The following is a 10,226-nucleotide window of genomic DNA, read 5'->3' as shown; positions in this document are numbered from 1 at the left end:
GCCCATCACTATGTTTCGCATTCAGCAATAATCACCATTTTTACATCCGGGAAAACCCTTTAAAGGAGCCCTGCCATGGACCGACTGGCCTCGATGCGTGTCTTCCAGAAAGTGATCGACGAGGGCGGCTTCGCGGCCGCCGGGCGCGCGCTCGACATCTCGCCCGCCGTCGTCACCCGGCTGGTGGCTGACCTGGAAGACCACCTGGGCACGCGCCTCCTGCAACGCACGACACGCCGCGTCTCGCTCACCGACGCCGGTGAGAGTTACCTCGAACGGGTGCGCGTGATCCTGCAGGACCTGGACGAAGCCCACGCGCTGGTGAGCTCGCAGACCAGTGAACTGGCCGGGGTGCTGCGCCTGCTCGCACCGCCGGTGCTGGCCATGCATGTGCTGGCGCCGCTGGTGAGCGAGTTCCGGCAGGCCTATCCGAAGATCGTGCTCGACATCGACGTCGAGTCGCACCGCGAACCACCGGTGGAGAACTACGACATCACCCTGATGGGCGCGCAAGCCTCGTTCGACGCCAACGTGATCGCGCGCAAGGTGCTCTCCAGCGTCACCGTGCTGCTGGCCTCACCCGACTACCTGCGGCGCCGGGGCACGCCGGCGCGGCCGGAAGACCTGAGCCAGCACGACTGCCTGCGCTTCAAGGCACCGTCCGGCCGCCAGCGCGGCTGGCGCCTGCTGCACGAGCAGGACACCACGCGCTTCGTCGACATCGAGGTGCAGCCGGTGCTGTGGGCCAACCACACCGACACCCTGATGCTCGCCGCGCGCGACGGTGCCGGCATCACCGCCACCACCATCGAACTGGCCGCGCCGCTGATCCAGACCGGCCAGCTGGTGCGTGTGCTCAGCCCCTGGATCACCGACCGCCTCGCCATGTACGCGGCCCTGCCCAGCCGCAAGTTCATGCCGCGGCGCACCGAGGTCTTCCTCGACTTCCTGATCGAACGCACCCGCGAGCGGGTGAACAGCGCCATGCTCACCTGCAACAGCTGCTGACGCACCCGGTTACACAAAAGCCGGGGCCGTTCAACCCCATTCCCCTCGCTGGTTCGTTTCAAGCTGCTCCATCCACTTTTGCGGAGCCCGCATGAAACCCTTTCCCTCCCTGCGCCTGAGCCTCGGCCTGGCCTCCCTGCTGGCCGTGCTGGCGAGCAGCCCCGCCCATGCGGTCGGCCGGCTGGCCGACCTCCAGGTGATCGACCGCGACAGCGGCGAAACCCTGACCGTCTACCGCCACCAGGGCGACCACTGGGTGGCCGGCCGGCCCGGGGCGCGCTACGCGGTCTCGCTGCGCAATGCCTCCGCCGGCCGCGTGCTCGGAGTGGTGTCGGTTGACGGCGTGAACGTGATCTCGGGCGACACCGCGGCCTGGCACCAAACGGGTTATGTGCTCTCGCCCTGGCAGCAGCACGCCATCACCGGCTGGCGCAAGAGCGACAACGAGGTTGCGGCCTTTCACTTCACCGCGTCCAGCGCGTCGTATGCCGAACGCACCGGCCGCCCCGCCCACGTCGGCGTGATCGGTGTGGCGCTGTTCCGCGAAAAACCCCTGCCGCCCCCACCACCCCCGGTGTCACACCCCTGGCCGTCGCCGCAGGAGCAGAGCCGCAGCAGCATCCCGTCGCCCGCACCTGCTGGCGCGCCGGCCGATGCAACGGCCGACACCCAGGCCAGCAGCGCCAACAACCGCGCCGAAGCCCAGCGCGAGCGCAGCCAGGCGGCCGCCGAATCGCTCGGCGCGCGCCGCATGGCCCCGACCATGCCCGCACCGCGCCTGGGCACCGGCCACGGCGCGCGCGAAGATGCGCCCATCACCCGCACCCGGTTCGATCGGCGCAGCGAGCGGCCCGACGAACTGATCCGCATCCGCTACGACAGCCACGAGAACCTGGTGGCCATGGGCATCATCCCCACACAAGCCGTGCCGCAACGGCCCAACCCCTTCCCCGGCGATGTGCCGCCCCGCTACGCACCCGACCCGTCCTGACAGCGCATGCCCGCGCCGCGGCCTTCCGACGAGCACGCGTGCGCGGGGCTGCAGTCGGGTGTTCATAATCCCGGCGCATGAGCGCTGCGCCCGACGACGACGAGAAGCTGATGCTGGCTTTTGCCGCTGGCGACGCGCGCGCCTTTGAAACCCTGTACGACCGCCATGGCCTGTCGGTCTGGCGCTTCGTGCAGCGCAGCGTGCAAGAACCGGCGCTGGCCGACGACCTGGTGCAGGACGTGTGGTTCAAGCTCGTGCAGCAGGCGCCGCAGTACCAGCCGCGCGCGCGTTTTCGCACCTGGTTGTTCACCCTGGCCCACCACCGCATGGTCGATCACTGGCGCACCCACAAGGTCCACACCAGCCTGGATGCCGAAACCGAAGACGGCGCGGCACTGGCCGACACGCTGGCGATCGACTCCGGTTTTGGCCCGCTGCGGCAACTGCAATCGCGCGAGCAGGCGCAGGCCCTGCTCGACGCCCTCGCCGCCCTGCCCCAACCGCAGCGCGAGGCTTTTCTGCTGCAGGCCGAAGGGGGTTTCAGCCTGCAGGAGATCGCGCAGGCCACCGGCGTGAACGCGGAAACCGCCAAGAGCCGGCTGCGTTATGCGCGCGAACGCCTGCGCCACACCCTGGAGGCCTTCGCATGAAGCCCGAAGACGAGTTGCTGCAACGCTACCGCGAAGCCAATGCGCACGACCCGGCACGGCCCGACCCGGCCTTGCGCGAGCGCGTGCTGGCCCACGCGCGCCGCGCCGCCGAAGCCCGGCAACAACAGCAGACGCAGCCCGCCCGCGGGCGCGCCCCGGCCGCCAACGACGCGGCCTGGCGCTGGCGCGCATTGGCGGGCCTGGCCGTGCTCGGCCTGTCCACGCTGGTGGTGCTGCAGTTCGAACGGGGCACGCCCGAAGAACGCGAGACCGCCTGGGGCGAAACGTCTGTGCAACCGCAGCGCCCTGCCACGCCGCCTCCGTCGGGCACGGTGCCGGCCGAGCGCGCTGCACCTGTAGATCCCGCCGTGCCGCCTTCGCCCGCAACCCAGCCCGAGGCAACGCGTGCCGCGCCGCAAGACGACCGCCAGACAGCAACGCGCCAGGCCCGCCCGCCTGTACCCGCCACGGCACGGCCACCACGCAACGAAACGACCGCGCAGACGCAACGGCCCAGCTCACCGCCGATGCCGGCTGCACCAGCACCAGCACCAGCACCAGCACCAGCACCAGCACCAGCACCTGCTCCTGCTCCTGCTCCTGCTCCTGCATCCGTGCCCGAGGCCTTCCCCGGGTCGCCCACCTTGTCCCGCGCCACACCCGCCCCCCGAGAAGCCCGAGAAGCCCGAGAAGCCGGCGCATCTTCAGACCGAGCCGCGGCAGCAGCGCGTTTGCGTGGCGCCGCGCAGCAGGCCGCCTCCGAAGCGCTCTCGGCGCGGCGCGCCCCTGCGACGGCGGACGCCCCGGCGTCGCCATCGCCCGACGCGGTGTTGCGCGCCGCCGCAGCACGCGGCGCCATCGCCGAAGTGCGCGAAGCCCTGTCGCGCGGTGCCAGGGTGAACGCCAGCGACGCGCAGGGCCGCACGGCGCTCATGCTTGCCGCGCAACGCGGCGATGCCAGCCTGGTGCGGCTGCTGCTCGACGCCGGTGCCGACCCGCAGGCCACGGACCACGAAGGCCAACGCGCCGCCGACCTCGCGCAGCAGGCCGGCCACCCCGAACTGTTGCCCCTGCTGGAAGCGCGCGGCACACGCTGAAGCCGGCGGCCGGCCGTTACCATGAGGGGCATGAACGCCGCAGCAGCCCCCTCCTCTCCCGTCAACTTTGGCCACCAGGGCCGCGTGGTCCTGATCACCGGTGGCGCACAAGGCATCGGTGAAGCCTGCGCGCGCCGCTTCGCCAGCGAAGGCGCGCATGTGGTCATCGCCGATGTGGCGGTTGACGCCGGCCGTGCGCTGGCACGCGAGCTCGGTGGCCTCTACATGCACTGCGACGTCGGCGACAAGGCCGACGTGGACGCCATCGTCGCGCTCGCGATGGAAGAGCACGGCCGCATCGACGTGCTGGTCAACAACGCCGGCATCTTCAAGGCCGCCGACTTCCTCGACGTGACCGAGGAAGACTTCGACGAGGTGCTGCGCGTCAACCTCAAGGGCGCCTTCCTCATGGGCCAGGCGGTGGCGCGCGTGATGGCGCAGGCGGGTGACGGCAGCATCATCAACATGAGCTCGGTCAACGGTGTGCTCGCCATTCCCAACATCGCCAGCTACAACGTGAGCAAGGGTGGCATCAACCAGCTCACGCGCGTGATGGCGCTGGCGCTGGCCGACCACGGCATCCGCGTCAACGCGGTGGCGCCCGGCACCATCGCCACCGAACTCGCCGCCAAGGCCGTGCTCACCAGCGAAGCGGCGCGGCAGCGCATCCTGAGCCGCACACCGATGAAGCGCCTGGGCGAACCGGACGAGGTTGCCGACGTGGTGGCCTGGCTGGCCAGCGAGGCGGCCAGCTACGTGACCGGCGAAATCGTCACCGTCGATGGCGGTCGCATGGCGCTCAACTACACCGTGCCGGTGGACTGAGCCGGCACGCGCCCGGCTTACAGCTTCTTACCACCCGAAGCGGCGTGCATGGCCTCAGCGCCGCGTTGTGCTTCAGACTGGGGCCAGCTGTCGACCCGCAACGCGGCCGGCGACCTGCAACCCCATCGGGAGACACACACATGAAACAGGCATTGGGCGTGATCGCAACCGCCGCCCTGGTGGCTCTGGCCTCTTTCCCCACCCTCGCCAGCGAACGCGCCAAGGCCAACACGGCCGGCAAGGTGCGCCCGGCGAGCCAGGCCACACCAGCCCAGCCTCAGGCAGCCACGCCGCCCGGTGACACCTTCGTGCACCGGGGCCTGCAGGGTTGGGCCAACGGCATGAACCGCGCAGCGCGCGCCATGAAGCTGGACAAGGATCCGCTCGAAGGCCGCCTGCCCGGCGCCAAACGCCCGCCAGCGCACAACCCCGGCCGCGACCCGTTCGACAACGACCCCTTGCGCTGAACCGCCGGCCCTGCTCAGGCCGCCACGGCAACACGCCGCACCACCGCGGCCTCGCGGATCGGCAGGTGGATCAGCGCCGCGCCCACCGCCAGCACGATGTCGATGTACCAGACCCAGTCGTAGTTGCCGGTGGCCTCGAACACCTGGCCACCCAGCCAGGCACCAAGGAAACCACCCACCTGGTGCGCCAGCATCACGATGCCGAACAACATCGCCATGTTGCCGGTGCCGAAGAACTTGGCCACCAGGCCCACCGTGGGCGGCACGGTGGACAGAAAGGTCAGCCCCATCACGGCGGCGAAGGTGAGCATCACCGCCTCGGTCTTGGGCGCCAGCAGGAACACCAGCACAGACACCGCACGCGAGGCGTACACCAGCGACAACAACGACTTCATGCGCCAGCGCCCCACCGCCCAGCCCATCGCCAGACTGCCGACGATGTTGAACAGGCCGATGATGCCCAGCGCCCAGGCACCCACCGGCGCCGGCAGGCCGCACGACGCCACCACACCGGGCAGGTGGGTGGCGAGAAACGCGACGTGGAAACCGCAGACGAAGAAGCCGGCCGACAGCATGAGGTAACTCGGTGTGCCCAGGGCCTTGCGGATGGCTTCACCGGCGGGCAAGGCCACCGGTGCCGGCGCCGCACCGGCCTTGGCCGCCGGACCCGGCCCGCGCAGCACCCAGGCTGCCGGCAAGGCCAGCAGCACGATCAGGCCCAGCACCTGCAGCGCGCCCACCCAACCCAGGCCCACCGTGAGTGCGGCCGCCAGCGGCGCCATCAGGAACTGGCCGAAGGAGCCGCCCGCGTTCACGATGCCGGTGGCCATGCCCCGTCGCTCGGCCGGGATCAGCCGCGCGGTGGCGGCCATCAACACGGAAGGCCCGGCCATGCCGGCACCACCGGCCGCCAGCACGCCAATCGCCACGATCAGACCCCAGGTGCTCGTCATGAGCGGCGTGAGGTAGGTGCCCAGCGCCACCAGCATCACACCGGCCAGCAGCACGCGCCCGGCCCCGATGCGGTCGGCAATCGCGCCGGCGAAGGGCTGCGTGAGCCCCCACCAGAGCTGGCCGAAGGCAAAGGCCAGGCTGATGCTGCCCACGCCCAGGCCGGTGGCGGTATTCAAGGGCGAGAGGAAAAATCCCATGGTCTGGCGCGTACCCATGGTGAGCGCGAAGGTGCCCGCGGCGGCCAGCAGCACCAGCCACCACGCAAAGGGCGCGCGTTGCGGCACGGCCGCGGCGGTTTCAGTCGGCATCGATGTCCTCCTCGTGGAACGCCGCCAGCCCCTGGTCCAGCAGCGCGTGCAGCGCGGCCACCGTGGCCACGCCCAGCTTCTCGTTGAGCGCCACCTGCGCTGCTTTCCAGCGCCGCTGCACCTGGCGCCGCAGCTCGCGCCCGGTGTCGGTGATGTGCACGCTGCGGCTGCGCGCGTCAGCCCCCTCGCCCAGCGCCAGCCAGCCGGCCGCCACCATCGGCTGCAGGTTGCGCGTCAGCGTGGAAGCGCCCATGTCCATGCGCCGCGCCAGCGCCCCCGGCGCCAGCGGCCCGAGCCGGTCCACATGCGTCAGCAGCGAGTACTGCGTGATCTTCAGCCCCGAGCCGGTCAGGTGCTGGTCGTAGTGCTGGGTCACGCGGCGCGTGAGCTGGCGCAGCTTGAAGTTGGTGCAACCCACCGGGGTGACGGATGACGCGAGGGTGTCAGAAGGCATCTGATAATTGTATCTACAATAATTGTACCTGCAAGTTTTTTTTAAAGGAAACCTCATGAGCCCTGAAGACACCCTGGCCCAGTGGACCGATCAATACGACGCCGTCACGCAACGCTTGCGCGGCGGCGCGGGCGCCGGCCTGGCCCGTCCCGCCGACCTGGCGGGCCTAACCGGCCTGCAGCAGATGCAGGCCATGCTCGAAGGCCGGCTGCCCTATCCCCACATTGCCGACACGCTGGATTTTTCCCTGGTCGAGATCGGTGAGGGACACGCCGTGCTCCAGGGAACACCCCAGCTCAAGCACTACAACCCGCTGGGCAGCGTGCATGGCGGCTGGTACGCCACGCTGCTGGACTCCGCCGTGGGCTGCGCGGTGCACACGGTGATGCCCGCGGGACGCGCCTACACCACGGCGGAACTGAGCGTGAACATCGTGCGCGCGGCGTCGGCCAGAAGTGGTCCCCTGCGCGCCATCGGCAAGGTGCTGCACGCCGGGCGCCAGCTGGCCACGGCGGAGGGCCGCATCGTCGGCCCCGACGGCAAGCTCTACGCCCATGCCACAACCACCTGCCTGATTTTCGAAGTGCCGGCAAAATAGCGCGCATGAGACTCCTACACACCATGCTGCGCGTGGGCAACCTCCAGCGCTCGATCGATTTCTACACCCAGGTGCTGGGCATGCAACTGCTGCGCACCTCCGAAAACCCCGAGTACAAGTACTCGCTGGCGTTCGTCGGCTACGAGGGCAATCCGGCGCAGGCCGAGATCGAACTCACCTACAACTGGGGCACCGAACAGTACGAACTCGGCACCGCCTACGGCCACATCGCCCTGGGCGTGCCCGATGCGTATGCGGCCTGCGAAAAGATCAAGGCCGCCGGCGGCAACGTGACACGCGAAGCCGGTCCGGTGAAGGGCGGCACCACGGTGATCGCCTTCGTGACGGACCCCGACGGGTACAAGATCGAGTTGATCCAGCGCGCCGAGAAGGACGCCGGCCAGGGCCTGCGCTGACCCGCTGCAAACATCCCGTACAGGCGAAAAAAAGCCCGGCATGCCGGGCTTTTTTGCGGGTGGGAGGCGAGAGCCTCAGGGCGCGATGGCCACTTCCACGCGACGGGCTTCAGCGTTGGCGCCGGTGCCGGTGGTTTGCTCGGGCTTCTTCAGCTCCAGCGAGGACTCGGCCACGCCAGCGCCCAGCAGGGCGTCGCGCACGACCAGGGCACGTTGCTTGGCCAGTTCGGCGTTGAAGGCCGGGTCGCCGGTGGCGTCGTGGAAGCCGGACAGCACCAGCTTCTTGCCGGCCTTGGCGGCGGCGATGGCTTCGCCCAGCGCGTCGAGCGCGCCAGGGGCCAGGTCGGACTTGCCGGAGGCGAAGTAGAACTTGACCACGCCGTTTTCGACCACCACGCTGGCGTCGTCGCCCACCGGGGCAGCGGCGGCAGCAGCAGGGGCGGCGACAGCGGCCGTCGCGGTGCTCGGCACTGCGGCGCCGCGCGACTTGTGGATGCCGATGCCCAGGACAGAGCCCACCACCAACACCACCAAACTGATCAGCACCAACGCAACAACGCGGTATTCGGGTTCGTCATCCTGAGAGGACATAGGGAAACACTCCGTGAAGAATAATGGGAAAGAACTCGACGAAGATTGTAAATGGCCGACCGTGACACCACGATTCCATCCGCGCTGCCCGATCCTGCCCTGAGAAACGGCGCGCAAATGATGGCCGACACCCTGGCCCAGTGGCGCGCCCAGGGGCCACGCCCCGACCTCTGGGTGTTCGCTTATGCCTCGCTGGTCTGGCGGCCGGAGTTCGAAGCCGCCGAACAGCGCCCGGCGCGTGTGCGCGGTTACCACCGCTGCCTGCAGATGTGGAGCCGCGTGAACCGGGGCACCTACGATTGCCCGGGCCTGGTGTTCGCGCTCATGCCCGGCGGCAGTTGCGCCGGCCTGGCGCTGCGTGTGCCGCACGAGCAGGTGGAGGCGCTGATGCCCACGCTGTGGGCGCGCGAGATGCCCAACCCCATCTACGACCCGCGCTGGCTGCACTGCGACACACCGCAGGGCCCGGTGCGGGCGCTGGGTTTCACGCTGTCGCGCCGCAGCCCCAGCTTCACCGGCACGCTGAGCGACGAGCGTTACCGCGAGATCTTCTCCCGCTCCTGCGGCCGCTACGGCACCACGCTCGACTACGCGCGCCAGACCTTCGAAGGCCTGCTGCACCACGGCATCCACGACAAGGCCTTGCAGAAGCTGCTGAGCCTGGCCGATTGACCTGAGACAAAGTTGAAGCAAAGCCCGGCTTCTATACTGCCGGCATGAACATCGCCGACCTGCGCAAGAGCTACGAAAAGGCCGAACTGAGCGAGTCGGCCTCGCACGCGAACCCGCTGCAACAGTTCGACCAGTGGCTCACCGAAGCCATTCGCAGCGAAGTGCCTGAACCCAACGCCATGACGCTGGCCACCGTGGGCTCGGACCTGCGGCCGAGCACGCGCATCGTGCTCATCAAGGGTTACGACGAGCGTGGCATCGTCTGGTACACCAACTACCACAGCCGCAAGGGCCAGGAGCTGGCGGGCAACCCGTTTGCCGCGCTGCAGTTCCACTGGGTCGAGCTCGAGCGCGTGGTGCGCATCGAAGGCGTGGTGGAGAAGGTGAGCGACGAGGAGAGCGACGCCTACTTCCAGAGCCGCCCGCTCGACAGCCGCATCGGTGCCTGGGCCAGCCCGCAGAGTGAGGTGATCGAAAGCCGCACCGTGCTGGTGACCAATGCCGCGAAGTACGGCGCGCAATTCCTGCTGCAGCCGCCCCGCCCGCCGCACTGGGGCGGCTACCGCCTCAAGCCGGGCAACTGGCAGTTCTGGCAGGGCCGCAAGAGCCGCCTGCACGACCGGCTGCGCTACACCGCGCAGGCCGATGGTGGCTGGCTGCGCGAGCGCCTGGCGCCCTGAACGGCCCCTGCGCCTCCTGAGACGTGGCGCCTCGGCGCGGTCCTTTACAAGGCCTGTATCGCTTGCGCTGACACCGCTCTGCGCATGTCTGCGCTCACCAGCTCTGGCGCGATCTCGTGCAACGGCAGCAACACGAAGGCGCGCTCAAACATGCGCGGGTGCGGCACGGTCAACCGCGGTGAGTCGATGCGTGCTTCGCCATACAGCAGCAGGTCCAGGTCGAGCGTGCGCGGCGCGTTGCGGTAGGGCCGCTCGCGCCCGGCGGCCTGTTCGATGGCCTGCAGCCGTTCGAGCAGCACGGGCGCCGTCAAGGTGGTGGCGATGTGTGCCACGGCGTTGATGTAGTCCGGCCCGCTGGACTCGATGGGGGCGGTGCGGTACAGGCTGGACACGCGCTGCAGGCGCAGGCCATTCTCGGGATCGTTCAGGGCCGCGAGCGCGGCCTGCACCGCCTGCACGGCCTGCCCGAGGTTGGCGCCCAGGGCCACGAAGGCCGTCACCTCAGGGCGCAATGG

At 69.4% G+C, this 10,226-nt stretch carries 14 protein-coding genes; 10 read left to right on the top strand and 4 right to left on the bottom strand.

The genetic code is table 11. The features are described from left to right. Positions 1-75: 75 nt before the first annotated feature. The 6 genes from HPA01S_RS10425 to HPA01S_RS10400 all read left to right on the top strand — a co-directional run bounded on the left by HPA01S_RS10425 (position 76) and on the right by HPA01S_RS10400 (position 5,038). Positions 76-1,008: a LysR family transcriptional regulator gene (locus tag HPA01S_RS10425; RefSeq protein WP_066269628.1), complete on the top strand. Its 933-nt coding sequence runs from the start codon at positions 76-78 to the stop codon at positions 1,006-1,008. 91 nt (positions 1,009-1,099) lie between these two features. Further along, positions 1,100-1,999, top strand: a complete 900-nt coding sequence (locus tag HPA01S_RS10420) for a hypothetical protein (protein WP_066269626.1) — start codon at positions 1,100-1,102, stop codon at positions 1,997-1,999. A gap of 77 nt (positions 2,000-2,076) precedes the next feature. Beyond that, positions 2,077-2,649 (top strand): RNA polymerase sigma factor, encoded by a 573-nt coding sequence (locus HPA01S_RS10415; protein WP_066269624.1) that lies wholly within the window; start codon positions 2,077-2,079, stop codon positions 2,647-2,649. Next, positions 2,646-3,746 (top strand): ankyrin repeat domain-containing protein, encoded by a 1,101-nt coding sequence (locus HPA01S_RS22685; RefSeq protein WP_084360594.1) that lies wholly within the window; start codon positions 2,646-2,648, stop codon positions 3,744-3,746. Before HPA01S_RS10415 ends, HPA01S_RS22685 begins: the two co-directional genes overlap by 4 nt. 30 nt (positions 3,747-3,776) lie before the next feature. Next, on the top strand, positions 3,777-4,571 hold the full coding sequence (locus tag HPA01S_RS10405) for an SDR family NAD(P)-dependent oxidoreductase (RefSeq protein ID WP_066269621.1): 795 nt from the start codon (positions 3,777-3,779) through the stop codon (positions 4,569-4,571). A gap of 140 nt (positions 4,572-4,711) precedes the next feature. Continuing rightward, positions 4,712-5,038, top strand: coding sequence for a hypothetical protein (locus HPA01S_RS10400; protein ID WP_157084962.1), 327 nt, complete (start codon positions 4,712-4,714; stop codon positions 5,036-5,038). A gap of 14 nt (positions 5,039-5,052) precedes the next feature. Here the strand turns inward: HPA01S_RS10400 and HPA01S_RS10395 are convergent, their stop codons facing one another. Together HPA01S_RS10395 and HPA01S_RS10390 are read right to left on the bottom strand one after the other, a co-directional pair. Next, positions 5,053-6,300 carry an MFS transporter gene (locus HPA01S_RS10395; protein ID WP_066269617.1) on the bottom strand — a complete coding sequence of 416 codons (1,248 nt, stop codon included), beginning with the start codon at positions 6,298-6,300 and terminating at the stop codon, positions 5,053-5,055. Next, positions 6,290-6,754 carry a MarR family winged helix-turn-helix transcriptional regulator gene (locus HPA01S_RS10390; RefSeq protein ID WP_066269615.1) on the bottom strand — a complete coding sequence of 155 codons (465 nt, stop codon included), beginning with the start codon at positions 6,752-6,754 and terminating at the stop codon, positions 6,290-6,292. Before HPA01S_RS10390 ends, HPA01S_RS10395 begins: the two co-directional genes overlap by 11 nt. Positions 6,755-6,809: 55 nt before the next feature. Between HPA01S_RS10390 and HPA01S_RS10385 the strand changes: the two genes are divergently transcribed. Both HPA01S_RS10385 and gloA read left to right on the top strand, forming a co-directional pair. After that, positions 6,810-7,352 (top strand): PaaI family thioesterase, encoded by a 543-nt coding sequence (locus HPA01S_RS10385; protein WP_066269614.1) that lies wholly within the window; start codon positions 6,810-6,812, stop codon positions 7,350-7,352. Between the two features lie 5 nt (positions 7,353-7,357). Beyond that, a complete protein-coding gene (gene gloA, locus HPA01S_RS10380; protein WP_066269613.1) occupies positions 7,358-7,768 on the top strand; it encodes a lactoylglutathione lyase in 411 nt (136 codons plus the stop codon). Positions 7,769-7,843: 75 nt separating this feature from the next. Here gloA and HPA01S_RS10375 read toward each other — a convergent pair whose 3' ends face one another. Then, positions 7,844-8,359: an OmpA family protein gene (locus tag HPA01S_RS10375; protein WP_066269612.1), complete on the bottom strand. Its 516-nt coding sequence runs from the start codon at positions 8,357-8,359 to the stop codon at positions 7,844-7,846. 51 nt (positions 8,360-8,410) lie between these two features. Here HPA01S_RS10375 and HPA01S_RS10370 point away from each other — a divergent pair, with 51 nt between their 5' ends. Both HPA01S_RS10370 and pdxH read left to right on the top strand, forming a co-directional pair. Further along, a complete protein-coding gene (locus HPA01S_RS10370; RefSeq protein ID WP_157084961.1) occupies positions 8,411-9,031 on the top strand; it encodes a gamma-glutamylcyclotransferase in 621 nt (206 codons plus the stop codon). A 44-nt stretch (positions 9,032-9,075) separates the two neighbouring features. Continuing rightward, positions 9,076-9,711 carry a pyridoxamine 5'-phosphate oxidase gene (gene pdxH / locus HPA01S_RS10365; RefSeq protein WP_066269608.1) on the top strand — a complete coding sequence of 212 codons (636 nt, stop codon included), beginning with the start codon at positions 9,076-9,078 and terminating at the stop codon, positions 9,709-9,711. Positions 9,712-9,755: 44 nt separating this feature from the next. Here the strand turns inward: pdxH and folK are convergent, their stop codons facing one another. Beyond that, positions 9,756-10,223, bottom strand: coding sequence for a 2-amino-4-hydroxy-6-hydroxymethyldihydropteridine diphosphokinase (folK, locus tag HPA01S_RS10360; RefSeq protein WP_084360593.1), 468 nt, complete (start codon positions 10,221-10,223; stop codon positions 9,756-9,758). Between the last annotated feature and the right edge of the window lie 3 nt (positions 10,224-10,226).

The sequence above is a fragment of the Hydrogenophaga palleronii NBRC 102513 genome (assembly GCF_001571225.1).
Taxonomy (GTDB): domain Bacteria; phylum Pseudomonadota; class Gammaproteobacteria; order Burkholderiales; family Burkholderiaceae_C; genus Hydrogenophaga; species Hydrogenophaga palleronii.
The sequence above is the reverse complement of the archived record's forward strand: the minus strand, read 5'-3'. Positions and strand labels throughout refer to the sequence as shown.

Coding starts and splice junctions, on each gene's coding strand:
- HPA01S_RS10405 (WP_066269621.1), top strand. CDS start 3,777: ATGAACGCCGCAGCAGCCCCCTCCTCTCCCGTCAACTTTGGCCACCAG.
- HPA01S_RS10425 (WP_066269628.1), top strand. CDS start 76: ATGGACCGACTGGCCTCGATGCGTGTCTTCCAGAAAGTGATCGACGAG.
- HPA01S_RS10390 (WP_066269615.1), bottom strand. CDS start 6,754: ATGCCTTCTGACACCCTCGCGTCATCCGTCACCCCGGTGGGTTGCACC.
- HPA01S_RS10420 (WP_066269626.1), top strand. CDS start 1,100: ATGAAACCCTTTCCCTCCCTGCGCCTGAGCCTCGGCCTGGCCTCCCTG.
- HPA01S_RS10415 (WP_066269624.1), top strand. CDS start 2,077: ATGAGCGCTGCGCCCGACGACGACGAGAAGCTGATGCTGGCTTTTGCC.
- gloA (WP_066269613.1), top strand. CDS start 7,358: ATGAGACTCCTACACACCATGCTGCGCGTGGGCAACCTCCAGCGCTCG.
- HPA01S_RS10385 (WP_066269614.1), top strand. CDS start 6,810: ATGAGCCCTGAAGACACCCTGGCCCAGTGGACCGATCAATACGACGCC.
- HPA01S_RS22685 (WP_084360594.1), top strand. CDS start 2,646: ATGAAGCCCGAAGACGAGTTGCTGCAACGCTACCGCGAAGCCAATGCG.
- HPA01S_RS10400 (WP_157084962.1), top strand. CDS start 4,712: ATGAAACAGGCATTGGGCGTGATCGCAACCGCCGCCCTGGTGGCTCTG.
- HPA01S_RS10370 (WP_157084961.1), top strand. CDS start 8,411: ATGGCCGACCGTGACACCACGATTCCATCCGCGCTGCCCGATCCTGCC.
- pdxH (WP_066269608.1), top strand. CDS start 9,076: ATGAACATCGCCGACCTGCGCAAGAGCTACGAAAAGGCCGAACTGAGC.
- HPA01S_RS10395 (WP_066269617.1), bottom strand. CDS start 6,300: ATGCCGACTGAAACCGCCGCGGCCGTGCCGCAACGCGCGCCCTTTGCG.
- HPA01S_RS10375 (WP_066269612.1), bottom strand. CDS start 8,359: ATGTCCTCTCAGGATGACGAACCCGAATACCGCGTTGTTGCGTTGGTG.